A 24582-nucleotide genomic window follows, 5' to 3' on the forward strand; every position below is an offset into this window, starting at 1 on the left:
TTTTTTCTGATTTTAGTTATTTTTTCAAGCGTTCAACGTCACGGGCAATAACTAGTTCTTCATCTGTTGGAATAACCAAGACACGGATTTTCGCTGCTTCTGTTGAAATGTCTCCTGTCACGCCAAAGACGTTCTTTTCTGGGTCAACATCACAGCCAAACCAAGAGATACCTGAAATGACATCTTCACGTACGTTTGCAGCATTTTCACCGATACCTGCAGTAAAGATAATAGCATCTGCTCCATTTAGGACCGCAAGGTATTGACCGATATGTTTTTGGATACGGTCAACATACATTTCATAAGCCAAAGTGGCATCGTGGTCCCCTTCTTCCATAGCAGCAATCACATCACGCATATCACTAGATTTACCTGAAACCCCCATTAGTCCTGATTCACGATTAAGGACGTGACTAATGTCTTCAGGCGTGTTAAAGTCCTCTGTATATTGCATTAAGTAAGGAATGATAGCTGGGTCAATATCTCCTGTACGTGTTCCCATCATCACACCACCAAGTGGAGTGAATCCCATTGAAGTATCAACAGATTGACCGCCCTTAACTGCTGTAATAGAAGCACCATTACCGATGTGGCAAGTAATCAATTTCAAATCTTCTAATGGACGTCCCAAGAGTTTTGCAGCTTCTCCTGCTACAAACTGGTGACTTGTACCGTGGGCACCATATTTACGAACCTTGTTTTCTGTGTAATATTTTGTTGGTAGAGGATAGCGATAAGCTTTCTCTGGCATAGTTGTGTGGAATGAAGTATCAAAAACAACTACACTGGTAATGTCTGGCAACAATTCCTTGAAGGCACGAACACCTGCTGCATTGGCTGGATTGTGGAGAGGAGCCAACAAGCTCAACTCTTCAACTTTTTCTAAAACATCTCCCTCAACGACTGTTGATTCTTTGAAATATTCTCCACCTGCAACAACACGGTGTCCAACACCTGTAATCTCGTCATAAGCCTTGATAATATCGAAACGAATCAAGTCATCCAATAAGATTTTAACAGCTTGTGTGTGATTTTCGATATCCAAAATTTGTTGTTCAGAACGACCGTCAAATTTTACAGTTGAAATTGAATCTTTCAAACCGATACGTTCAATCAAGCCTTTCGCCAATACTTTTTCTTCTGGCATTAAGTATAATTGCCATTTCAAACTTGAACTTCCTGCATTGATTGCAATTGTTTTTGTCATAACAAGACTCCTCTTTTAAGCGTTTTCATCTATTATAACAAAATCTATTTTATATTTCAGTACCTTGAGTCCATTTTTGAAAATTTTCTTTAAATTTCATTAAAACACTTGCATCTTGCAAGCTAGCAAGTGGATAAACAAAAGGATCTACTGCTGTTTCACTTTTCTTCTGTAAGATAAAAATGGTCTTGGATTGTTTGGCATTAGCAAAGAGATTTTCAGGCAAACTAATCATGGCAGTCAAACTTGCCTCCTCTTTCAACCAGCCTTTCAACAAATCACTTTGAGGACTGGTCAACAAATCACTCGGAGCTAGAAAAATAGCGTATCCGTCTGACTTGAGATACTTAAGCCCTTGTTCCATGAGCAAGTGATGGGCGTAAGTATGTTCTTGGCTAGAAGCAACTTGATGGCGCGACGCAACGGCATCATCAGGATAATAGCCGACAGGTAGGTCGCTGATGACCACGTCGCTTTCTTTGAGCATTTGTGGACGAACGGCATCTCCTTGGACAAAGCCAGCCTGCAAACCAATTACATCTGCCATACTAGCTGCCAAATCAATCAGCAAATCATCCACTTCCATTCCCAAGTAATCCACCTTTTTATCAAGCGAGGTCAAGAAAGTAGCGCCTAGAATTCCCATCCCAGAACCCATTTCGAGGATCGTAATTTCCTCCTCTTTAAACAACTCTTCCACAATAAACACCAAAAGCAAAGCAATGGCATCTGGCGTAAACTGGTGATTGGCCTGTAGAGGCTCTGTCTGCCCAGCCTTCATCAAGAGAAACTGGTAGGTCTTGAGCCATTCTTCTTTGCGAAGCGCTAAACGCTTAAGAGCTTGATTGTTCCCTTTGACCTGCTCTAGCTCAGTCTCACCATCCAGATAGATGCTGTTTTGCTCCACCAAAGCATCATAAAAGTTGGTCGCCAAATCACTTTGAATGACTTGGACATTCTCCAGTAAATAGGTATAAGCTTGTTCAATTTTTTCAAAATCCATACTCCTATCTTATCAAATTTCCCTTCTTTTTTCCATCCTTATAGAAAAATCACTCCCTGACTAGGCGAGTGATTTTTGGGCTACTGTTAAAAAGAGCTCTGAGTAATTTCCTTGAAACAGGTCTTCAGCGCTATAGAGAATCTGACTATGCACAGATGAAAAACCAAACTGGGTTAGCTTGTTTTCCAGTTCAGGCAATTCAAATCCATGATGGTTAGCTTCTGTCTTAGTAAAATCAGCAAGTAGGAGTTGTCCATCTTCCTTCAAATGTTGATGAAACAGTGAGAGAGCCGCATCCAAATCAGGCATATGGTGAAGAACCCGACAAACAACAATGAGTTCAAATTCTTGCTCCAAGGGATTTGCCAGTAAATCTTGCTCCAAAAACTGGATATTCTTGATGTCTTGCTGCTCTGCTTTCAAACGAGCTTGCTCCAGCATTTTCTCCGAAATATCCACCAATGTTACAGACTTGGTCTGCTTGGCCAGGGGCAAGGTTAACAGACCCGTCCCTCCACCGAAATCTAAAATTTCTTTGTCTGGTAGAAGATCAATTTGTTGCTCGACCGCTTGATAAACCAAGTTTGCAAGGAAAATATTTTTAGGGGAATCGAAAGTTTCTGCTTTGTGGTTAAAATCATGTTTCATGCTTTTAGTTTAACACAAAGTAGCTTGATTGGCTAAGAATTATCTTTCTTTTCGACCTTCTCTTCTGATTTTTTCTTCTCCGCTTTTTCGCTTGAATCGGTCGCTACCTCTTCCTTTTTATCTCTTTTCTCTTCTTTGATTTTGACGGAAGGAAAGATAAATTCATATTGACTCTTAGGCGTACGAACCGTCGTCACCAAGCTTGTTTTCTTATTTTGATAGCTCACCTGACCTAGGTTATAAACCTGTTCTCCACTTTCTTGCTCAACCTTATCTTTGGTTCGCTTGGCCATAGCAAAAGCAATTAACTTTTCTTTATTTAAAGCATAGTCTTGATAGTAGGCGACTTGTCGGTTCAAGTAAAATTGTAACAAAAGACTAAAGATGGCTGCCATGGTCACTGCATAGAGGAGAACCCCTGCCTTAACTTTTTTCTTTTTCCACACGATAGATGAACTCCCTTTCTAAGCCTTTTTGGAACTGGAAACGAAAACGCACCAACTGATTGTCCTCTGTAATCTGAGCGGATTTGAGGCCATAAACCATAGGCTGATAACCCCGTCCACTAGCATCGGTTTTACGAAAATCATCCGATTTTGACTTACCTATCGCAATTTCCTTGCCATCCTGCTTCATATAGAGGCGATTGCCCTCCACTTTTTCGAATTGCGAACGGTCTAATTCTGCCTCCAGCTGGTGCACAAACAAGAGCCACTCCTTTTGCTCGCTTTGTTGCTGGTAGCGAACTTCTGAAATGAGGAGCTGACTCATGGCTTGAAAGAGGAGTAGGCTCCCACTGATGACAATAAGGGCAATCAAGGATTCCAACAAGGTAAAAGCCTTGACCTTATGGCTCTTTGATAGCCAACAACTGTTCTGAACCATGGTAGACCTCCAATCCCTTTTCACTAGAAAACACCTGAATCTCAACTCCATTTATGTTTACCTGATTTTGACCTGTCTGCAAGGTCATCTTAGCTACCCTCAAGACTTCTTCCTTTTGCAAGATTTTTGCTTCTTCTTGCCTATTTTTCTGAATTTGTCCCAAAAGGAGGGTTGCAATGCTGGCAAAGATAGCTAGAGCAACTACTGCTTCCAGTAAAATCACTGCCCTAATTTTTTGTTTCCTTAATGCGTTTAATTTTTCCATTTCCTAGATATAACTGATAGCGAATCATTCCTTTACTGGTCTGAAATTCAACCTTAGCCAGGGACGAATTGCCCCCAGCTCGATCAAATGTAATACTTTGACCTGATGGTGCCTGAATCCCTTTGGGGACTGTCAACTTTTGACTGCCATTGCTAATCGTCTGCCCATCTAAGTTTAGACTAGTCTTTTGCTGACTAGCTACACTGCGTTTTTGAGTTTCCCGATAGAGTTCTTCAAACTCCATAAAGAAAATCTGCTCCTCTACCGCCGCAAAAGTGGACTGGACAGAGCCAGACAAGCCCAAGGCAAGGATACTCACAAGTCCCAAAACCAAGAGGCTTTCCAGCATGGTAAAGGCCTTAATCCGCGACCGTTTGAGTCTTATTTTGTTTTGCATGATATTCTTTATAAGCTTTAGCTTGCTCTTCTGTGATTCGCCCATCTGCTTGTAACTTACTTAAGCTAGCATCTTCATTTTTATCTAAGCTATAAAGCTCTGCCTGGCTTTCCACCACCTTAACAACAGCAGCTTTTCCTTTGTCATTGACCGCCTCTTTTTGCTTGGTCAAATTAGGTACAAAGAGCAAGAAAAGCACGCTGATGATGAGTAAAACCACCAACATCTCCACAAGTGTGAAAGCTTTAACCTTAGCTTTTTTCAAGAACGTCATCATTTTTTTCATTTTAAAAATTTACCTCCATATTTTGATACATGGGCATGAGCATTGCCGCATAAAGTAAAACGATAATCAGAGCCACAAAGATAAAGACCAGTGGCTGCACCAAATTCATGGTGCGGTTGACTCGGGTAAAAAAGGATTCCCAAGTTTTTTCAGCGTAGATTTCCAACTCACTACCCAGCTTGGACTTGACTTCTCCATACTCGATGATGAGACTCAATTCCTTCCTAAAGAAAGGATAGGTTGCTATGGTTTGAGAAAATTCCTGACCATTTTGTAGGGCTTGAGACAGATCTTGACCGATTTCTCTAAAGAGTTGGGAACCTTGTTCCTGCATGATTTGAAAAATCTGCGTCAACTCCATCCCTTGAGAAATCATATTGCCCCATTCACGCGCGTAATAAGCTGTCAAATAGGTTTGCACAAAAATTCCAAAAAAGGGAAGGCGTGCTAAGATAGAAAAGACCCGCATCTTAGAACTTCTTTTATAAAAAGTTAGTGCTAAAAGGACACCTACTGAAACAAACCCTACCATGCCTAGAAAAATTTGTGGCAGATTGCCAATGATTTGGGTAGCAATATTGCTACTATCCAGTTGTGGTAGTAGATAGTTTCGCAGTCCCAGCATAATTAAGAGAAGAAAACCCAGCAAAATCAAAGGATAGGTCGCTACTTCAATTAATTTTTTCTTGACCTTGGCCAGATTGTCTAGATATTCTTCTATCTTTCCCAAACTCAGGTGGAGATTCCCATGAACTTCAGCTAGGGATAACTGAGTGACAATTGCACTTGAAAAGCCCAAACTTTCCATCATTTCTGAGAATGATTTGCCCTGAGACAAGCCCGTACGCATCTGGGTCACGCACTGCTTGTCCAACAAAGCACTCCTATCTAAAAAGGAGATGGTCTCCACCAGATGAAAACCGCTGGAAAAGAGATTGTTAAACAAGGTGATGATATTTTTTTGCTTAGCTGTAGCTAATTTTTTCCGTTTCAGCCTGAAGACTTGTGATATGTCCATCTTTAAGGAGCTGGTCAATCTGTTCATTCCAGCTAGTTGGCTGGTGTTCTTGATAGTCTTTGTTTGCAAAGTCAACGATTCCTCCTCCCCCGATTAATCTCTGGTAGCAGACTCCTTGCAGAACGACTGCTAATTCCTCCTCACTCACACCCAACTCCAGCAGGCGCTCATAAACACCTCGAATACTCTTGGCATGAATGGTTGAAAAGACTGTCGCCCCTGTCAAACTAGCTCTGACCACTGCACGCGCCGTCTCGCTATCACGAATTTCTCCGATAATCAAGAGATCTGGTCGATGACGTAGGGAAAGCTTGATCAGATTTTCATAGGTTAGTCCAATCGCCTCATTCAACTGCAACTGGAGCATGTCCTCCTGCTTGATTTCGACAGGATCTTCAATGGACATAACTTGTTGTCCTTTAAAGAGAGATTTAGCCAATTCGTGCATCAAGGTCGTCTTGCCACTGCCGACTGGACCAGCAAAGAGATAGAGACCACGTTGCCTGTACTGCTTGCCCAATTCATCAATATCCTGAAACCAAAAATGCAAATCCTGCTCCTCATCATGCAACAAGCGAATTACTAAACTCTCATGTCCTCGATAATCGCCTACGGTAGATAAACGTAGGGACGCCATCTTCTGGTCATAGGCATAATCACAAGAACCTAGCTGACTACGTCGCTTTTCCCCAACATTCATACCTGCTACAAACTTGAAATGACTGATGACGGCCGCAAATTTTTCGAAATCATAGCAACCAATTTTACAGCGCTTATCTCCTATCCTCATATGAAGCTCATAGGCATCTAACTTAGGGATAAAATAAATATCCTGCGCCCCTTTTTTACGGGCTGACCGAATGATTTCTTGTGCAATTTCTTGAACCATACTTACCTCCTCACCTATACTATTCGCAAAGATTTGGGAAAATAAAAAAAGCAACTCCAAAAAAGTTACTTTTTCTCTATTTTAATTTCACACGGCAAGAACGGTGCCTTTCCTTACCTGTTTGTTTTTCATAGCCTGGACGTAATTTTTCATCTGGAATAACCTGCTCATCCTGTAAAAGAGCCAAAGAATGGTATTGTTGTAAATATTCATCACATTCATCGCACCAGCGTTGGTCTTCTGGATCCCAAAAAATGGTCATCAAGTCACTTCTACTTTTATAAAGAGGGGATTCTTGTTCCAATCTAAACCAGCAAGTTTTGTAGTATCTGAGAGCATCATAATACTGGTCAAATTTTCTACTTGCTACAATATCTTCTTCCCAACCCTCTATAAACCACCAAGGTTCAAAATCTCCGTACATTTCTATAACACGATACATATTCATTCATTCCTTTGTACCGTATATTATAACCAATTCCGCCAAACAAGGAAAGAAATATGCTCATTTCTTATTTATCTAAAGTTGAGCGATAACTTCCTCAGTTGTCAAAACTTGGTTGGCAATGTAGCCGTAGTTTGTCAGTGCAGCTTGGTAGGCTTCTTCACCTGGAGCACCGACAGCATCGTTAACAACAATGACATTGTAGCCTAATTCTATGAGTTCACGCATGTGTGAATCCACGCAGAGATTAGCATTCATACCAGCCAAGATGACGGTGTCGATACCATTTTTGCGGAGTTGAAGGTTAAGGTCGTTGCTTTCTGGGCCAAAGATTTTATGTCCGTTGACAACAATAGTATCTTCATCCAAAAATGGTTTAATCTCTTCAATCATATCTGCTCCAGAGCCTTCTGGAATTGCTGAATATTGACTATCACGCCAAAACATTTCGTTTTCAATCATCATCGTTTCACCAGCAGCTTTAAATTGCCACTTGTGATCGTGTGGATAGAAGTAGTGCGGTGAGATAAAACGCTTGTAGCCACGCTCTTTAGCAAGAGCGAAAAGCTTTGTCAGATTTTCAATAGTATTAACTTTTTCAAGAACGTCTTTAGTTGCTCCGAATCCTTTACCAGTATGTTTTAGGAATTCAACTTGTGGGTCTGTGATAACAAATGCGACATTTTTCTGATTGAACATGAGGTTCCTCCTAATATGATTTGATTAACAGCCAATAGGAATTTAGACTGTTAGTTTGATGATTTTCCAAATGGTAGTTTTAGTTATATACTGACCGTTCGGTACAATTATAATAACATCTAAAATTGAATTTGTAAATCAATTTGCTCAGAACAAAAATTTTAATGATAAAACAGTGGCAAAAGGTGGTGGTTTCAATTGTTTGGTCTCAGACTCTGAATCTGCTATAATAGGAAAAAAGAGAGGTGAGCAGATGAGCGTTAAAGAGCGTATTTTACAAAGTGCTGAGGAATTGATTTATCAGAAGGGTTATGTGGCCACCTCCATCAGTGACATCATGGAGGCAGCTGATGTTGGCAAGGGGCAGCTTTATTATTATTTCACATCTAAGAAGGAAATTGGTTTGACGGTCATTCAAGATATTTTAGCAAATTGGCGAAAAGAGCTTTTTGAAGATATTTTTGAAGCAGACAAGTCTGACAGTGACAAGTTTTCGGATATGATTGACTGGGTTTATCAATTTCATGAAAGTCAGACGGTCTTTTATGGTTGCCCAATTGGTAATCTGATTGTTGAATTGTCCACAGAAGATGAGAACTTCCGCTGTCCTCTCAATGATTTTATGACCCAGTGGACAGAGAAGTTAGCCAGCCTCTTGCAAGACCTGCATGCTGACTGGTCAGAAGAGCGGGCGCAGTTGCAGGCCCGTCAAGTCATCTCCAGTATTCAAGGAAGCATTGTCATTCTCAAAGTCAGCCAAGACATCCAAGTTTTGGAAAATAATATGACGGATTTGAAAAAGAATTATTGTTAATTTTTAGCCGAAGAATTAAAAGTATGTTAATTTATGGATTGTGGTTAAGAGGTAAGAATGACAACAGATATTAAAACTGAAATTGGTCATAGAGTAAGACAGGAACGTGAACGTCACAAATTGACGAGAGAAGAGGTCTGTGGACAGAAGCTGAATTAATAATCAAACAGCTGATGCGTACTGAGCTTGGGCAATCCTTGCCAACAATTACTAAGTTACAATATTTATCTAAGCGATTAGAAGTTCCGATAGATACTTTTCTTGAAAATAAAGAACTAGCTCTTCCTGAGGAAGAGTTGCTGAGTCTAGACTTGATTGAAAGAATATTAGACTTGATAAGAACAGGGACAGGTAGTTTCGCTGAAGATATTTTTGATGATTATTTTAAGCAAGTAACACTAAAGCAAGTTTACACATTCAATGATTTACTATTAATTGATTATTTTGCTATGCAATGTCAAGACTTGATTTATAGAAGAGAGCATTAGATAATTTTCGGATTAAGTTGTTGAAACAGCAATTAGTTAGTGATGAAATGTATAATGTAGAGCTACTATCAGTTCTTTGTGCCATAGCGGGTGTTTATGTTGTTCATAATGACTATAAGCATATGATATCTCTAGTAAAAAAGATGAATGAAATTTTATCAGTAACAATGTTGCAAGTCTATAAACCTGGAATTTCAGTATTTGAAGCTAAGTGCTATCTTTATTTTGAAAATGATAAAAATAAAGCAAAGGAACTTTATCACTCAGCAACTATACTAGCTGAACAATTTGATGATAAAGTATTTGATAAAAAATCCAGCCATCTGATGGATGACTGAATTTCTGTTTGATTATATAATAAAAACTTTTTATTTCTTAGGCTTCTGAGATATCGTTTTCGATAATGACCTTAATGACATGGTGGTCTGCTGCCTTACTGAAAACTTCATAGGCTTTTTCAATTTCACTTAGTTTGAAATAATGAGTTACCAATTTTTCTGGTTCAATCTTATGACTTTCTAGTGCTTTCAACAATTGTGGAGTGGTATTTGTAGATACCAAACCAGTTGTTACATTGATGTTGCGAATCCAAAGTTTGTCCAAATCGAATTCGACTGGTTTACCATGTACACCACAGTTGGCAACTGTTCCGTCTACACCGATAATCTTTTGACAGAAATCAAATGTTGAAGGAATACCAACAGCTTCTATAGCAACATCTACACCACGGTCATCTGTCAAATCATAAACTTCTTTAATGTCTTTTTCAGGGTATGAAGAATTAACCTTATAAGTCGCACCAATGATACAGCAGTTTCCAAGCGGTTATCGTCTAAGTCCACCATAATCAATTTAGCTGGTGAATAGAATTGAGCTGTTAAAAGAGCAGCCAATCCAACTGGACCTGAACCAATAATGGCTACGCTGCAAGCAGGTTCTACTTTTCCTTTATAGTAAAATTGTAAGCTTTTCATGTGTTTGTTCAAGTTTTTGTTATTTTTTTAACTTTTTTATTTACTGGTAAAGCAATATAGATAAAAAAGCAGAAGCTAGTCTCTAACTTCTGCTTTCTCTCTTATGCTTGATAACGTTTCACACCGTCTAGGTAGGTTGCTACCAATTCCAAATCTTTATCTAGTACGATAAAGTCTGCGTCGTAGCCTTCACGGATTTGGCCACAGACATCATCAATGTGAACAGATTTTGCTGGGTTGAGGCTGGCCATCATGACTGCTTCATGTGGATTTGCAATACCCCATTCGACCACATTCTTCAAACCGTCCTTGAGTTTGAGGATAGAACCTGCCAAATTGCCTGTAGATTTAAGGCGAGCAGTTCCATTGGCAACCACTACTGGGAATTCTCCCAACATGTAGTCACCATCTTCCAAGCCACCAGCTGTCATACAGTCTGTGATAAGGGCAATATTTTCAGTTCCCTTTTGTTTGATAAGAATTTCGCAGGCCTTTGGATCTACGTGATGACCGTCACAGATCAACTCTGCATAGGTATGTGGCAATTGATACATAGCTCCAACCATCCCTAGTTCACGGTGAGTCAAACCACGCATTCCATTGTAGGCATGTACCCAAACGCTCGCCCCAGCATCAACTGCCTTTTTAGCTTCATCAAATGTTGCATCTGAGTGACCAAGGGCAACCGTCACACCTTCGCCCGTAACTGTACGAACAAAGTCTTCTACACCTTCACGTTCTGGCGCAAGGGCAATTTTATTAAGCAAGCCATTGGCAGCCTTTTGCCAAGCACGAAACTCATCCATACGAGGATCTTTCATATAGGCAGGGTTTTGAGCTCCCTTGTATTTCTCTGTGAAATAAGGCCCTTCAAAATAAATTCCACGAATTTTCGCTCCACTTGCTTCTTGGTAACGAGCACCAATATTTTCTGTTACTGCAAGTAATTGTTCATAAGAGGAAGTCAAGGTTGTTGGTAAGAAGCTGGTCACTCCCATACTGAGGAGTCCTTCACTCATGGTATGAAGGGTACCTTCGATGTTATTATCCATGACATCCACACCTCCAAATCCATGAATGTGGGTATCCACAAGTCCTGGAGCAATGCTATAACCTGTATAGTCAATAACCTCAGCTCCTTCAGGAATCTGCTCTACATGTTTCCCAAACTTGCCGTCCACAAGTTCCAAGTAACCACCACGGCGAACTCCATGTGGGTAGAAAAACTGATCCGCTTTAATATAATTAGGCATAATGTTAACCTCCTTAAAAGATTGATTCCAAAATTTATTATGTCAATTACATTATAAACCTTTCTTTTTTATTTGTAAATGGTATAGACCTATTTTCTGGAGATATTTTAAAAGAGCTGGATTTTTCCAACTCTTCTCTTTTTAATACAAGTTATTTTGATTTAACTGGTTTATCTTGAGCTGTCTGCAAAGCTGTAGCAATGGTATCTGCATACAATTTTGCTCCTGCTTCGATAGTGCTACTCTCACTTCCAAAATGGACTTGGTCTGTTCCTGCCCAGATTTCTGGATGTTCCTTAGCAACTTGATTCCAATCAGCAATCGTGACATAAGGTGTCTTCTCTGCTAATTCTCTCATATAGGCAGCCGCCTTCTCAACGATGGCATAGGTCTCTTTTGTCTTATCTCCCTCATAAGGAGTCACTAAAATCATATGATGGCCCTTAGGAAGATTTTTCACGATACTGTCCCAATCGTCCTTGTAATTTTCAGGATTATTTACCCCAGTTGCAATGACCACCATCTTAGGTAAAAATTTATTCTGGCTATTGTTTAGCATGATTTCATTTGCAGTCTTGGTTGTTCTACTAACTTGCGCATTAATCTGTGCTCCAGGAAGGGCTGTCTGCAGAGCTGTATTGGCCCTTAGAGCCACTGAGTCTCCAATTAACATAGTGCCATCAGCAATTCCTAAACTATCAGCTTCTGCTCGTTCTGCCATCACCTTGGTCTGGCCAAGATTGGTTGCAGCTTGCTTCAAGCCATTGACAGTTAAATCTGTCTCAAAAGCTCCAACTTGTGGAGCCAACAAGGTCACCGTGCAGACAATGATGGTCAAGATTCCTGTACTTGTTGCAAGAATTGCGTGAATATAAGGCAGGGGACGAAGAGTTTGTAAAACAGGTGTGTTCTTTCCTGCAATCCAAGGTTCCAACACATAAAATGATAGGCTGGCAAAGCTATAAGAACAAATCAAAGTCAGTAACACAGCAAAAAGATTTGATGTCAACTGTGAGAAAATGATATAGAAAGGCCAATGGAAGAGATAAACTGCATAGCTAGTATCCGCTAAAAAGCTGATAATCTTTGGTTCCTGCATATTAGGAGTCTTTTCATGTAAGACACGCGCTGCCAATATCATAGCAAGAGCTGCAAGACTGGCAAGCAAGAAGCCTATAAGATAGGCAAAAAGATAAGTGAATTTGACAAAGAAGGTCAAAATGAGTAAGAAGCCAAAACCTCCTGCAAAAATCAACAGGGTCTTTCGTAAATCCCAGATTTTATCCAACTGCTTGACGAGAGAAGTCGTCTGACGAACACCTACAATCGTTGCTAAGATACTTCCCAAAAAGAATGGATAGACATGAGTTAAACTGGAGAAATAAACAGATGAATAAGAGGTTACTAGAAAACTACCAATAAACATGGAGAAGAAACTAATCAAGAAGGCAGCAGCAGATAAGAGAAAGACCATCCCTCTCAACTGACCATTTGATTTCGACTGCTTAGATAAGAACCAAACTGCCAATCCCCAAAGAATATAGTAGTGCACCTCAACAGCCAAACTCCAATTATGAACAAACAAATGTGGAATGAACTGAGATTCATAACTCCCACCTGTTAGGAGTTCATAGAAGTTGGTCATAAAACCTAAGACACCAGCAATTTGACCGCCAATTCCAGCCACATAATCTTGGCGAACTAGGAAAGTAAAAGGCATGGTCACCAAGACCATCAAAACCACAGGTGGCACAATCCGATAAAAACGTCTCCTAAAAAATCCAATCAAGTCAATCTCATGATTTTTAGAAAATTCTTCGATGAGTAGAGCCGTAATCAGGAAGCCTGAAAACGTGAAAAAGACATCTACCCCGAAAAATCCTCCAGGAAAGATGGTCTGAAAGAAATGATACAAGAGTACCAAAAGTAAACCTGTAATCCTAATCAAGGAAAACCATTTAATGCGCATACGAGTTTATTCTCCCTTTCATTATACACCTTATTCTATCAAAAAAAGAAGAAAAATCCTAAGAGAAAACTTAGGATTTTTAGCTTATATCCATTCCATTTTAGAAATTACGGCCTGACTTATTATAGCCATATTTGTCAACAAAATACTCACGGAATTCCAAGAGATTGTCATCCATAATGGCTTGTCGCACTTGCTTCATCAGGTTAAGCAAGAAGTAAAGGTTATGGTAGCTAGTCAAGCGGATACCAAATGTTTCATCAGCCTTGAGCAGGTGACGAAGGTAAGCGCGTGTATAGTTCTTACATGTGTAGCAATCACACTCAGGATCCAGTGGCGTAAAGTCCTCAGCAAACTGGGCATTTTTGACAACCAAACGTCCCTGACTAGTCATACAAGTCCCATTACGAGCGATACGAGTCGGCAAGACACAGTCAAACATATCTACACCACGAATCACCCCATCGATCAAGCTATCTGGTGCTCCCACACCCATCAAATAGCGAGGTTTATTTTCAGGAAGCAGTTGGGTTGTAAAGTCCAAAACCGCATTCATCTCTTCATGGGTTTCTCCCACTGCCAAGCCACCGATAGAGTAGCCTGGGAAATCCATACTGACAAGGTCGTGAGCTGATTGGCGACGAAGATCTTCAAATCCTGCCCCCTGCACAATTCCAAACAAACCTTGGTCATGTGGACGACGGTGAGCCTTCAAACCACGCTCAGCCCAACGGCTAGTACGCTCGATTGATTTCTTAACATAGTCATAAGGTTGATAAAACTGTGGACATTCGTCAAAGGACATCATGATGTCTGAGCCCAGATTGTTCTGAATAGAAATTGCTTTTTCTGGCGATAAGAACATCTTAGAACCATTGAGATGGTTTTTAAAGGTTACTCCTTCTTCTGTGATATTACGGCTATCTGCTAAAGAATAAACCTGAAAACCACCACTATCCGTCAAGATTGGCTGGTCCCAGTTCATGAACTTGTGGAGACCGCCTGCCCGTGCAATGAGTTCGTCTCCAGGGCGAAGCCAGAGATGATAGGTATTGGATAGGATAATTCCTGAGCCCATCTCCTTTAACTCTTCTGGAGACTGAGTTTTGACAGTGGCTTGGGTTCCAACTGGCATAAACATAGGTGTTGGGAAGGTACCGTGGGGAGTGATAATTTCTCCCAGACGAGCTCCCGTGTGTTTTTCTTTCTTAATCAAACGATATTTGATTGGTGAATCTGACATTTTTTACCTCCGAAGCTGGGAAAAACAGTCCCAGTTCATACTTTATGCCCAAGGGCATACTGTATGATTTTATCAAAAAAAGCTGGAACTGTCACGAACTATGGTATAATGAGAGAATGAAATACCCAAAAATTGATTTAAAAACCATTCGTCTGCAAGCCAGACAATTTCAGGCTGAAAATCCCCGCCTCTTTCTCGTCTATCTCTTACCTAGCATGCTGATCATCTTGTCTGGCTTCCTTAATCCCTTAGAGCGCATCAACGAGTCTATTTTAGAGCAATCCTTTTTAAGCGTGTTTGGCCATGTATCCCAAGCCTACCTTTTCCCACTATTAGTATCCTTTGTCGGGACGATTCTCCTGACCAGTTCCGTTTATACAACCCTGAGACTCATCAAGAATCCTGATACAGAACTATCCATCAAAAATAGTCTCGCACTCTTTAACGAAGAGCACTTTTCACAAACCTTTTTGACTCTCCTTCTCAAACGTTTCTATCTCTTCTTATGGAGCATTCCTAGCTTGCTTGGGATTTACTTCCTCTTTTACAGTAGTTTTCTAGCAAAGAAATTCGTTGCAATCCATCCTGAATTTCCCAATCTGGATCTCACGTCAGTTGAAACTGAACGCTTCCTCATGACCTTTGGTCTTTACGTTCTAGCAAGTATCTTCTTAATGATTATAGGAAATAGTCTCTATATTCCACAATACTATGCCTATTCACAGGTAGAATTTCTCCTCTGTGACACTCTCGACTTGGGACAAGCCAAACCAGGACAAATCCTTAAAACTAGCCGTTTCCTGATGAAAGGTTACAAGTTTCAGCGCTTTATCCTAGACTTACAACTCCTTCCTTGGTACTTCCTCAATTGGATTACCTTTGGAATTGCTAGTTTTTCACTCCTACCCTACATTCAAATCAATAAAATAATTTTTTACCGAGCAGTACTAGCTCGAAAACGTCCAAAAGCTTGAAGGTTTTTCCTCAAGCTTTTTTCTATCAATGAGTTTCTCCGCCTACTAACTTGAGGTCCTGATCTCCATGTTCTATCATGGCGCCGATTGCCGCTTCTATCCCTCGCCTAATGTCAACTAAACTCATAGCTGGGGTAGTCGGTCTATTCACCACCTGTTCCATCATATAAGGAATATGCATAAAACCTGCCTTAACATGTGGAAATTTCTTTTCTACCAAATAGAGGGCCTGATACATCAAATGATTGCAGACAAAAGTTCCTGCCGTATTGGAAACAGAGGCCGGCAATCCCTCTTTTTTTATAGCTTGAACCATTGCTTTAATCGGTAGATTACTAAAGTAGGCCGGAGCACCATCTGGACGAATAGGAAGATCAATCGGTTGATTGCCTTCATTATCAGAAATCCGTGCATCGTCTTGATTAATGGCCACTCGTTCCGGTGTCAAGCTAGTTCGTCCACCTGCTTGACCAATACAAAGGACAAAGTCAGGTTGATAACAGTTCATCTCTTCTTCCAATACATGGGCCGATTTGTGAAAGACTGTTGGCACTTCTAGCCAACGGACCTCAGCACCATGGATTTCAGCTGGTAAACCTTTAATAGCCTCCAAGGCTGGATTGACCTTTTCCCCTCCAAAGGGCTCAAAACCTGTCACTAATACTTTCATTTCTAACCTCACAACCAATTCCATGAAACTCTTTTCTTAAAAACAAGTATAACATATTTCCCTTATTCTGGAGTGAAAAGGACTAGCGAGGCTAGGATTGGTCTCTGATACTCAATGAAAATCAAAGAGCAAACTAGGAAGCTAGTCGCAGGTTGCTCAAAGCACTGCTTTGAGGTTGTAGATAAGACTGACGAAGTCAGTAACCATACCTACGGCAAGGCGACGCTGACATGGTTTGAAGATATTTTCGAAGAGTATGAGTTTATTTAAAGAGTAAAATACTAATCAAGGCCAAAATAGCCGGACCACCTTGCTTCAAAATAATTTTCTTATCTGCTGTAAGAGAGCCATAAGCCGCAGCACCAATCACAAACAAGACAAAAATAGTCACAATTTCTAAATTCTGTGAGAAATAAATTCCATACAAGAGAAGGACTCCTAGCAAAGCATTATAAATCCCTTGATTTTTAAACAATGAACTTACTGACGGACGAGCCAGTTCTTCCTTTTCCATGTTAAAGACACGACTGGTTGCATCTGATTGCGTTGCAATACTTTCCAAATAAAAAATGTAAAAATGCTCCAAAGCAACAATCGTTGCTAGAATGATTGTAATAATTGACATCTATTTCTCCTTAAATTTCTATATTTTCAATACCCAAAACCAATTTATTTAATAAACGACTGAGTTCTGTTCTTTCAGACTCTGTTAAGATACTTTCCATCTCTTGCTTAACCTTGATATGCTGAAGCGGTGGATTCACCACTAACTGCTCCTTAGCATACTTCGTAGCCTCTACCAATACTTCCCGCTGATTTTCAGGATTGCGATGACGCTCCACCAAACCTTCCTTTTCCAAAATCTTGAAATGCCGTGTCAAAGCAGCCTGATCAATCTTCAAACGCTCCTGAACCGCCATTTGATTACAAGGAGAATTCTCCAGCAAAAACAGTAACATCTGATACCGTGTCAAACTAATCCCAAGCCTTTTTTCAAATAATTGCGTGCTCGCTTGCTCAGACAAGCGGAGTTGATACAGTAAATCTTGAATCTCTATCATTTCTTCTCTCTTTCTATTGACTTATCAATAATTGACTAATCAATTATAATACAAAGTAAAATAGATTGCAAGAGTTATGCTTCAATAATTACAAAATGCTAACTTTCCATTCCCCACTCAAATTAACAAAGAAAAACGAACGAGACTCGCTTCCTATCACGAAAGCTAGATCTCATTCGTCAAAATGATATTACTAAGTCTGGTTTATCCATTCATTGAAACGTGAACGTGGTCATAGTGATTTTCTGTCACGCTACCACGGTCTGGCATTGGATTCCAAGTATTAGCTGGTCCATATTTGCTATCGAATGGAGCATAGAAACGTTGTTTCCAGATGATGTAACTAATGCCACGGCTGGCCATATTTTGAATAGCATATTCCGCAATCTTATCCCCTAGTTCTGAGCCTTCTGGTACCATAAAGTCGATAGCCAAACCTTTTCCGTGATCTCCACTGTCTCCTGGACGGTAACCACTAAAGGATGTGATGCCAAACAAGTTGGCAATTTCTTCTTTAAAGGCAGCCGTCTGTGGTTGAAGACCTGCATTTTCAGATTTTGCTACTGCAAGTCCAGCATAATCAGGCGCAGCTGGAGCCGCGTAAGTTGTTGAAGTCGTTTTGGTCTCTTCTGGTTGATAAGTAGAAACTACTGGTGTAGCTTCACTTATTGATGCTTCTTCTGAACTTGTTGCAGTTGTTTCGGTTGCTTTTTCTTCTACTGGAGTTGTAGTTGGTTCCACTGTTGAAGCAGCCTGAGGAGCTACTTCTTCAACTGGACTAGTTGTTTCAGCTGTTTGTCCCTCTGGCGTAGTAGAGTCTGTAGATGGTGCCACTTCTTCTGTAGCAGTCACTGTCTCTGTAACTTCTGAATTTGATGCTACTTCTTTTGTGCTTGGAGCTTCTACCGCTTTTGGAACTTCTGCAATCGGTTGAGAAAGGTCTGCAACCTGAACAGTTTGATCATCAACGGTTACTTGATTAGTTGTCAAATCTGCTGTCGCAGTTGTCACTTCTTCACTAGAATCTGCTTGAGGAGTTTGAATTTCAACTTCTGTTACTTCTTCTGCTTCATTGACAGTTGTTGTCAAAACAGTTTCTGGGAAAATCAAGTCCATATTAGTGATTTTATTCAAATTCGCAAGAACTGTGACATCTACACCCAAGGCTTCTGCAATGGTACTTAAAGTATCGCCATACTGTACTGTATAACTTGTTTTGTTGTCCGTTTTAGTCAAATCGTTTTGGATTTGCTCAACACTACGTGCAGTCCAAAGAACTTCTTCTGCTTGAGTTGCCAATACTGGGGCAAATGACAAGGCTACTGTTGACGCTAATATTATTCTTTTCTTCATTCTTTCAAATTCCTTTCAAATGAGTACCTGTCTATCATAACACAAAAAATGCAGAAAAAAAGCCCTCTCGGGCCTATTTAACAGAACTGTCTATTCCTTGTAACAAACTCGGTTACTTGAAATAGTTTGTTAGGTCTCTGTCACAAATCTGACACAATCTTCTCGTTACTTGCTCTCAAAAATATGAGGAATATCTGTTAGCGACTGAATCCTGTGATTCCCTTCATAAGACGATTCTAAAAAGTTGATACTTTGAATCCCACTATTCTGGGCGAATTCCACATCCAGAGTCCGGTCCCCTATATAATAAGTCTTGTCAGAATCCAACTGATACTTGTCTAACAGATAGTTAGCCGCTTCTGAACTTGGTTTCCGCGCAAAACCACTCTGACTGGTTAAAATCTCTGTGAAATAGGATTCCAATCCCAAGTCTCTTAGAATGGTAAAAGCATTGTCTCCCTTATGAGTGTAAACAAAGTTCCGAATCCCTACTTGGTCTGCCCAAGCCAACACCTCACGCGCACCTGGCATCAAAACTACCTGGGCATTCTTCTCAGCAAGACTCTGGGCACGCACCTGATTTAGCACTTCCACATCCAGTTTTCTCTCTTCTGCCACCTGCACAAGCAAATCCTGCACAGAAAATTTAAGGATAAACTCTCTAACTTTCTCCTTATCATAAGGAATAGAAAACTGAGCAAAAGTCTCCTCAATCCCTGATAAAATCGCTTCGTAAGAGTCCAATAAAGTCCCATCTAAATCCCATATAAAAGCTGTTTTTTGCATTTCCTATCCTTTCAAGCTCATATAACGCTGGTAGCGGTAGCGTAGAAATAACCAGCGAAAACCATTATCCAAAAGAGTTCCTGCCCAAATACCAGGCAAGCCCCAACCAAGAACAATTCCCATCAGATAGGCTGTCCCAATGCGAATACACCACATTCCTATACTTGTCGCATAAAAGGGAAACCGAGCATTCCCCAAACCCTGCCAAACTGCCGTATAAATAACTGTCCCTGTCGCCATGGGAGTACCAAGTAGTGAAAAAAGTGTCACTAAAACACTAGCCTCAACCGCTAGAGGATCAGTCGTATAGAGATGAGTCAGTGGTATTCCTAAAGCATAGATACTAAAGGTCAAAGGCAACATGAGAAGCAGAGAAAGCCAAAAGGTTTGCTTACTCAAACCAGCTACTCTTTTCCAATCATCCTCCCCAACTGCTCGGGCTACCAACATAACCGTTGCAGTAGCAACGCCAAAGGCAGGCATGTAGTTAAACTGGGTCAAGACTTCTCCGACCGCATTTCCAGCCACTGCCTCCGTCCCAAAAGAAACGACCAAGGCAATGATCACTACATCTCCAGCCCGCATCATAAGTCGCTCTCCAGCTGCTGGTATTGCCAAAGTCAGTAAATCTTTATCCAGTCCAAAAGTTGGCTTCGCATAAGGCAGTTTTAATTGTGACCACAAAATCACAAGACCAACCACACGAGACAGAATAGTCCCCCAAGCAACACCCGCTATCCCCATATCAAGGATAAAAATAGCTAGGCTGGAAAAGAGAATATTTAAGGCATTTGACAAGAGACTAACATAAAGAGTCAGACGTGGATTATGCGTTGCACGAATCAAGGCTCCCAAACTCGTCATCAAGCCCAAAAGAACAATCGATCCGCCTACCAAGGATAGATACAGTCCACCACTCTCAGCTACATCTCTCTCCGTTCCCAAGAGTCCAATCATCTCTTGCCCAGCGAAGATGGACAAAGCTCCTAAAAGGAAACTTAATAGTAAAGTAATTTTCAACGCCTCAGTCACATGATAGGCTAGCTTAGACTGATCCTTCTGCCCCAAACTTTTTGAAATAACACTAGAAATAGCTGCCCCTAGAGCAATGAAAATCGCCTGATAAATCGTGATAATATTACCAGCTACTGAAACACCTGAAATAGCTATCAATCCTAAATGAGCAACCAAATAACTGTCCACCATTCCCATGAGCATTTGCAAAAAGTTTTCACCCATAGCTGGCAATGCAATATTAAGAATGTCTTTATTTTTCTTAAACAATCTCTCCTCCTGATGAAAAGAAACTCAGTTGGTTTCCCAACCGAGTTTACTCCCTCTGTCTTAAAGTCCTAGATAAGCTTCAACCGCTGCTTGCATATCAGTAGCTGCTACTGTTGTTTTATGACGAACTGGAGCTGTTTCAAGGCCATCAACCGCTGGTGGCACTGCCACTCCTGAAATGTCATTTAATTGAGCCAAGGCTTCAAAGTCAGTTAAGCCTGCTTTTCCTGTTACAGCCTCTACTGCAACTACTGGGAACTTGTATGGACTAGCTGTTGAAGCAATCACTGTCTTAGTCGCATCATCAGTAACCGTTTGGTATTTTCTATAAACTGCTGAGGCAACCGCCGTATGTGGATCCTCAATATAAGAATCTGACTCATAAACACGCTTGATTTCTGCCGCTGTTTCTTCCTCAGTCGCATATTCAGCTGCAAAGAGCTCCAGAATCTCTACATCAAAATCAGTCAGTTCATATTGTCCTTGTGTATTCAAGGCATTCATGAGTTCAGCCGTCTTAACCGCATCATTCCCCAAAAGATGGAAAATCAAACGCTCCAAGTTTGAAGATACCAAGATATCCATAGATGGACTAGTTGTGACTTTAAACTCACGTTTCTTGTCGTAAACACGTGTCTTGAAGAAGTCTGTCAAAACATTGTTGTCATTTGAAGCACAGATTAATTTGCCAACTGGCAAACCAATTTGCTTAGCATAAAAGGCAGCCAAGATATTTCCAAAGTTTCCTGTTGGTACTGTGAAGTTGACATTATCACCAGCCACAATCTCACCAGTTTTGACCAACTGAGCGTAGGCATAAACATAATAAACAATTTGTGGTACCAAACGACCAATGTTCATAGAGTTAGCTGATGAAAATTGCAACTTGTTGGCCGATAATTTTTCACGAAGGGCCACATCGTTAAACATATGCTTCACGTTGGTTTGCGCATCGTCAAAGTTACCGTCAATGGCGATAACATGAGTATTGTCGCCAGTCTGAGTGGTCATTTGCAACTCTTGTACCTTGCTGACACCATCTTTTGGATAAAAGACGATAATTTCAGTACCTGGAACATCTGCGAAGCCTGCCATAGCAGCTTTCCCAGTATCACCAGATGTGGCTGTCAAAATGACAATCTTGTTCTCCAAGCCATGTTTCTTAGCAGCAGTCGTCATAAAGTATGGCAAGATAGACAAGGCCATATCCTTGAAGGCAATCGTTGAACCATGGAACAGTTCCAAGTTATATTGCCCGTCTAATTTCACCAAAGGCGCGATAGCTGGAGTATCAAACTTGCTATCGTAGGCATTGTTGATACAGTAGTCTAATTCCTCTGTAGTAAAATCATCTAAAAATGCTGACAAAACTAACTTTGCAACTTCCTGATAAGAAGCATCTTTCAATTTGTCAAAGTCCAAATCTACCTTTGGATAAGTGACTGGTGTAAACAAACCACCATCCGTTGCCAAACCTTGCAAAATTGCTTGGCTAGCAGTTACTGTATTGTTGGCATCACGTGTTGATTGATAAACTAATGTCATTACTCTCTATCCTTTATCTATAGTCTCTTCCATTATATCATGATTTTTCAGAAAATTCTCCCTTTGTAAGAGAAATTATAGTCCCAATTCTTCTTTCAAAGGCTCTAAATAAATCATTTCTTGTTTATTTCTCATCTTCAGTCCTTCATCAGCTAGCAAGAGTAAGTCTTTTGAAAACTCTATAATCGCTGTTTCTTCCTGATCTGTAAGCTTTTTCTTAGAAAATTGTCGCCTTAAAAATTTGTAATTTCTCCCAAATGCTTTAAAGAAAGGTGCTGTTTCTAAGTAAGCTTCTAACTTATCTAAATTAACCAACAATCCCAAGTGAAAAGCTGCAGAAGCAAAAGTCCTATCAAGAGGCTGAGTACACACACTACGAAACTCAACAGTTCCTCGAGTCGTTAAGTCTTGGTATTGGTAACTACGATGAGTTTCAAAATCCTTCTCCTTAGGGTAAATAAGAACCTCATCCCCATTCAGAGTAAATGCCTGGATTTCAGGCATAGCCAAATAATCCCTTGCCTGAACCGGATAAAAATAATAGGTCTGCCCATTACGTTCCGCAGTAAAAATTGCAGAATGAGCTAGATAGTCAAAAAAATCCTCCTCATCATCAAAGAGTCTAGCATTAACCCCCACATTCTCTGTATAGATACCATGCATGGATTCTTCCCAGAAAATATCCCTTGAAATTTTCGTATCCCAATCTGCACCCGAAAATTCAGAGTTCGCAAATAAATAAGCCTTAGCTGCTTCAATTTGAGTAAAAGTATTAATCACCCGTAAGTAGTTGGATTTTGAAATATCCAGCTGAACCTGACTCCCACAGATAAAAGCACCATATTCAGGGAAATGATGCAAGTCTGATTTAGTCACATTTCTACTCAAATTCAAATAGTCCATCAACATCTGATAGCGTGGGTAAGAAACTGGACAATTCTCATTTTTATCCCAGTTGGGATGAATACCACAGCCAACAATAGCATGATTGGATTCACTTAATTTACTCTGAATTACATCCATATAATTATTAAAACGATTCTCGACCTCTTGAATCGTTTCAGCCTTACCAAATGCAAACTCAATCGTCGTATAGGAAACTTCAAACAAAATCGCATCCTGACTTATCGGATCCACTAACTGGATAGGATTGCCAAAATCATCTACCTTTTCTACAGTGAAATCCAGAGCAGAAACTAAATATCGGAATAAGTGTTTGATAACTTCAATATCTGTAGTATTCCCTTCTAAATTTGCAACAGGATACTCCAGCTCAATCCCGACAAACAATTCTGGATTTTCTTTAATATTTTTCAGATACCGATGTTTTAATAAATCGATAGAACGAGACATACTATCCTACTCTTTCTTAATCTAAATCAAATTTGAATAACTATTATTATACCAAAAATAATATAAAAAAGGAACGAAGATTAACTACGTTCCTAACGCTATACTATACCGGCGGCCGGGGTCGAACCGGCACGTCCTTGCGGACACTGGATTTTGAGTCCAGCGCGTCTGCCAATTCCGCCACGCCGGCAAATAGTAACTGGGGTAGCTGGATTCGAACCAACGCATGAGGGAGTCAAAGTCCCTTGCCTTACCGCTTGGCTATACCCCAATAATATAAAATAGGCGAGTGATGGGGATCGAACCCACGCATGCCAGAGCCACAATCTGGTGTGTTAACCACTTCACCACACCCGCCATAATTCTATTAACACGGGCAGTAGGAATTGAACCCACACTGAAGGTTTTGGAGACCTTAGTTCTACCTTTAAACTATGCCCGTAAAATGGAAGGGGAGGGATTCGAACCCCCGAACCCGAAGGAGCGGATTTACAGTCCGCCGCGTTTAGCCTCTTCGCTACCCTTCCAAAATATATAAATGGCGCGAGACGGAATCGAACCGCCGACACATGGAGCTTCAATCCATTGCTCTACCAACTGAGCTACCGAGCCTTATTGCGGGAGCAGGATTTGAACCTACGACCTTCGGGTTATGAGCCCGACGAGCTACCGAGCTGCTCCATCCCGCGTTAATAAAAAAGGAGGATGTGGGATTCGAACCCACGCACGCTTTTACACGCCTGACGGTTTTCAAGACCGTTCCCTTCAGCCGGACTTGGGTAATCCTCCAAAATAGTTTATACGGGAATAAACCCGTGTCCTCTTAGTGAAAAGATAATATTTCAATCCTCTAATAATGGACTAAACACTATGGGCACGAGTGGACTCGAACCACCGACCTCACGCTTATCAGGCGTGCGCTCTAACCACCTGAGCTACGCGCCCAAGTTAAAAACTTGGTACAAAGAACAAAGTTCAAAGCGGGTGACGAGAATCGAACTCGCGACAACAGCTTGGAAGGCTGTAGTTTTACCACTAAACTACACCCGCTAAAATGGGAGTTAACGGGATCG

Annotated in this window: 27 protein-coding genes, 10 tRNA genes and 1 pseudogene; 4 read left to right on the forward strand and 34 right to left on the reverse strand. The window is 40.7% G+C overall.

Going from position 1 to position 24582, the window contains the following annotated elements; genetic code table 11:
- Positions 1-16 precede the first annotated feature (16 nt).
- The 12 genes from HT718_RS05805 to HT718_RS05860 form a co-directional block, all read right to left on the reverse strand.
- A complete protein-coding gene (locus HT718_RS05805; protein WP_033681099.1) occupies positions 17-1207 on the reverse strand; it encodes an acetate kinase in 1191 nt (396 codons plus the stop codon).
- A gap of 49 nt (positions 1208-1256) precedes the next feature.
- On the reverse strand, positions 1257-2210 hold the full coding sequence (locus tag HT718_RS05810; protein ID WP_173267824.1) for a class I SAM-dependent methyltransferase: 954 nt from the start codon (positions 2208-2210) through the stop codon (positions 1257-1259).
- A 60-nt stretch (positions 2211-2270) separates the two neighbouring features.
- Positions 2271-2858, reverse strand: a complete 588-nt coding sequence (locus HT718_RS05815) for a class I SAM-dependent methyltransferase (protein WP_173267825.1) — start codon at positions 2856-2858, stop codon at positions 2271-2273.
- 32 nt (positions 2859-2890) lie between these two features.
- Positions 2891-3304 (reverse strand): competence type IV pilus minor pilin ComGG, encoded by a 414-nt coding sequence (gene comGG / locus HT718_RS05820; RefSeq protein ID WP_173267826.1) that lies wholly within the window; start codon positions 3302-3304, stop codon positions 2891-2893.
- A complete protein-coding gene (comGF, locus tag HT718_RS05825; protein WP_173267827.1) occupies positions 3282-3743 on the reverse strand; it encodes a competence type IV pilus minor pilin ComGF in 462 nt (153 codons plus the stop codon). Before comGF ends, comGG begins: the two co-directional genes overlap by 23 nt.
- A complete protein-coding gene (gene comGE / locus HT718_RS05830) occupies positions 3706-4008 on the reverse strand; it encodes a competence type IV pilus minor pilin ComGE (RefSeq protein WP_188110781.1) in 303 nt (100 codons plus the stop codon). The genes comGF and comGE overlap by 38 nt, the downstream gene beginning before the upstream one ends.
- Positions 3971-4405 carry a competence type IV pilus minor pilin ComGD gene (gene comGD / locus HT718_RS05835; RefSeq protein WP_173267828.1) on the reverse strand — a complete coding sequence of 145 codons (435 nt, stop codon included), beginning with the start codon at positions 4403-4405 and terminating at the stop codon, positions 3971-3973. The genes comGE and comGD overlap by 38 nt, the downstream gene beginning before the upstream one ends.
- Positions 4368-4691 (reverse strand): comG operon protein ComGC, encoded by a 324-nt coding sequence (gene comGC / locus HT718_RS05840; protein WP_173267829.1) that lies wholly within the window; start codon positions 4689-4691, stop codon positions 4368-4370. The genes comGD and comGC overlap by 38 nt, the downstream gene beginning before the upstream one ends.
- A 1-nt stretch (position 4692) precedes the next feature.
- On the reverse strand, positions 4693-5709 hold the full coding sequence (gene comGB, locus HT718_RS05845) for a competence type IV pilus assembly protein ComGB (protein WP_173267845.1): 1017 nt from the start codon (positions 5707-5709) through the stop codon (positions 4693-4695).
- The gene (gene comGA, locus HT718_RS05850; protein WP_173267830.1) at positions 5657-6598 is read right to left on the reverse strand and encodes a competence type IV pilus ATPase ComGA; all 942 of its coding nucleotides are present in this window, start codon (positions 6596-6598) and stop codon (positions 5657-5659) included. The genes comGB and comGA overlap by 53 nt, the downstream gene beginning before the upstream one ends.
- Positions 6599-6674: 76 nt before the next feature.
- Positions 6675-7040 (reverse strand): DUF1033 family protein, encoded by a 366-nt coding sequence (locus HT718_RS05855; RefSeq protein WP_173267831.1) that lies wholly within the window; start codon positions 7038-7040, stop codon positions 6675-6677.
- A gap of 78 nt (positions 7041-7118) precedes the next feature.
- Positions 7119-7742, reverse strand: a complete 624-nt coding sequence (locus HT718_RS05860; RefSeq protein ID WP_000483066.1) for a cysteine hydrolase — start codon at positions 7740-7742, stop codon at positions 7119-7121.
- 253 nt (positions 7743-7995) lie between these two features.
- Between HT718_RS05860 and HT718_RS05865 the strand changes: the two genes are divergently transcribed.
- The 3 genes from HT718_RS05865 (at position 7996) to HT718_RS09735 (ending at position 9382) form a co-directional block, all read left to right on the forward strand.
- A complete protein-coding gene (locus HT718_RS05865; RefSeq protein WP_173267832.1) occupies positions 7996-8556 on the forward strand; it encodes a TetR/AcrR family transcriptional regulator in 561 nt (186 codons plus the stop codon).
- A 173-nt stretch (positions 8557-8729) separates the two neighbouring features.
- On the forward strand, positions 8730-9044 hold the full coding sequence (locus HT718_RS09730; protein ID WP_002880183.1) for a hypothetical protein: 315 nt from the start codon (positions 8730-8732) through the stop codon (positions 9042-9044).
- A 20-nt stretch (positions 9045-9064) separates the two neighbouring features.
- The gene (locus HT718_RS09735) at positions 9065-9382 is read left to right on the forward strand and encodes a hypothetical protein (RefSeq protein WP_158475116.1); all 318 of its coding nucleotides are present in this window, start codon (positions 9065-9067) and stop codon (positions 9380-9382) included.
- A 37-nt stretch (positions 9383-9419) separates the two neighbouring features.
- Here the strand turns inward: HT718_RS09735 and HT718_RS05880 are convergent.
- The 4 genes and pseudogenes from HT718_RS05880 to tgt all read right to left on the reverse strand — a co-directional run.
- A pseudogene (locus HT718_RS05880) lies at positions 9420-10013 on the reverse strand (zinc-binding dehydrogenase); the annotation flags it as partial.
- Between the two features lie 106 nt (positions 10014-10119).
- Entirely contained in the window at positions 10120-11271 is a 1152-nt protein-coding gene (gene nagA / locus HT718_RS05885; protein WP_020901061.1) for an N-acetylglucosamine-6-phosphate deacetylase, read from the reverse strand.
- Between the two features lie 151 nt (positions 11272-11422).
- Positions 11423-13240, reverse strand: coding sequence for an acyltransferase family protein (locus HT718_RS05890; protein ID WP_173267833.1), 1818 nt, complete (start codon positions 13238-13240; stop codon positions 11423-11425).
- Positions 13241-13340: 100 nt separating this feature from the next.
- Positions 13341-14483: a tRNA guanosine(34) transglycosylase Tgt gene (gene tgt / locus HT718_RS05895; protein WP_173267834.1), complete on the reverse strand. Its 1143-nt coding sequence runs from the start codon at positions 14481-14483 to the stop codon at positions 13341-13343.
- A 116-nt stretch (positions 14484-14599) separates the two neighbouring features.
- Between tgt and HT718_RS05900 the strand changes: the two genes are divergently transcribed.
- Complete coding sequence (locus HT718_RS05900) at positions 14600-15457, forward strand: DUF975 family protein (RefSeq protein WP_173267835.1); 858 nt, start codon at positions 14600-14602, stop codon at positions 15455-15457.
- A 25-nt stretch (positions 15458-15482) separates the two neighbouring features.
- Here the strand turns inward: HT718_RS05900 and pcp are convergent, their stop codons facing one another.
- From pcp to HT718_RS05990, 18 genes are all read right to left on the reverse strand, one after another.
- Positions 15483-16127 (reverse strand): pyroglutamyl-peptidase I, encoded by a 645-nt coding sequence (gene pcp / locus HT718_RS05905; protein WP_173267836.1) that lies wholly within the window; start codon positions 16125-16127, stop codon positions 15483-15485.
- Between the two features lie 262 nt (positions 16128-16389).
- Positions 16390-16752, reverse strand: coding sequence for a DUF1304 domain-containing protein (locus HT718_RS05910; RefSeq protein WP_173267837.1), 363 nt, complete (start codon positions 16750-16752; stop codon positions 16390-16392).
- A 10-nt stretch (positions 16753-16762) separates the two neighbouring features.
- Complete coding sequence (locus tag HT718_RS05915) at positions 16763-17188, reverse strand: MarR family winged helix-turn-helix transcriptional regulator (protein ID WP_173267838.1); 426 nt, start codon at positions 17186-17188, stop codon at positions 16763-16765.
- Between the two features lie 204 nt (positions 17189-17392).
- The gene (locus tag HT718_RS05920) at positions 17393-18541 is read right to left on the reverse strand and encodes a LysM domain-containing protein (RefSeq protein WP_173267839.1); all 1149 of its coding nucleotides are present in this window, start codon (positions 18539-18541) and stop codon (positions 17393-17395) included.
- A 165-nt stretch (positions 18542-18706) separates the two neighbouring features.
- Positions 18707-19327, reverse strand: coding sequence for an HAD family hydrolase (locus HT718_RS05925; RefSeq protein ID WP_173267840.1), 621 nt, complete (start codon positions 19325-19327; stop codon positions 18707-18709).
- Between the two features lie 3 nt (positions 19328-19330).
- Positions 19331-20611 (reverse strand): MATE family efflux transporter, encoded by a 1281-nt coding sequence (locus HT718_RS05930; protein WP_173267841.1) that lies wholly within the window; start codon positions 20609-20611, stop codon positions 19331-19333.
- 60 nt (positions 20612-20671) lie between these two features.
- A complete protein-coding gene (gene thrC / locus HT718_RS05935) occupies positions 20672-22156 on the reverse strand; it encodes a threonine synthase (RefSeq protein ID WP_173267842.1) in 1485 nt (494 codons plus the stop codon).
- A gap of 75 nt (positions 22157-22231) precedes the next feature.
- On the reverse strand, positions 22232-23509 hold the full coding sequence (locus HT718_RS05940) for a gamma-glutamylcysteine synthetase (protein ID WP_173267843.1): 1278 nt from the start codon (positions 23507-23509) through the stop codon (positions 22232-22234).
- 106 nt (positions 23510-23615) lie between these two features.
- A tRNA-Leu gene (locus HT718_RS05945) sits at positions 23616-23699 on the reverse strand.
- A 9-nt stretch (positions 23700-23708) separates the two neighbouring features.
- Positions 23709-23780 (reverse strand) — tRNA-Gln (locus HT718_RS05950).
- A 13-nt stretch (positions 23781-23793) separates the two neighbouring features.
- Positions 23794-23866: transfer RNA gene (locus HT718_RS05955), tRNA-His, on the reverse strand.
- Positions 23867-23880: 14 nt separating this feature from the next.
- Positions 23881-23951, reverse strand: a tRNA-Trp gene (locus tag HT718_RS05960).
- 4 nt (positions 23952-23955) lie between these two features.
- Positions 23956-24036: transfer RNA gene (locus HT718_RS05965), tRNA-Tyr, on the reverse strand.
- Between the two features lie 12 nt (positions 24037-24048).
- Positions 24049-24121: transfer RNA gene (locus tag HT718_RS05970), tRNA-Phe, on the reverse strand.
- A gap of 3 nt (positions 24122-24124) precedes the next feature.
- Positions 24125-24198, reverse strand: a tRNA-Met gene (locus tag HT718_RS05975).
- 10 nt (positions 24199-24208) lie between these two features.
- Positions 24209-24298, reverse strand: a tRNA-Ser gene (locus HT718_RS05980).
- A gap of 82 nt (positions 24299-24380) precedes the next feature.
- Positions 24381-24454 (reverse strand) — tRNA-Ile (locus HT718_RS05985).
- A gap of 34 nt (positions 24455-24488) precedes the next feature.
- A tRNA-Gly gene (locus HT718_RS05990) sits at positions 24489-24559 on the reverse strand.
- Between the last annotated feature and the right edge of the window lie 23 nt (positions 24560-24582).

Origin of the sequence: Streptococcus sp. 714 (assembly GCF_013277115.1) — a bacterium.
Classification (GTDB): Bacteria; Bacillota; Bacilli; order Lactobacillales; family Streptococcaceae; genus Streptococcus.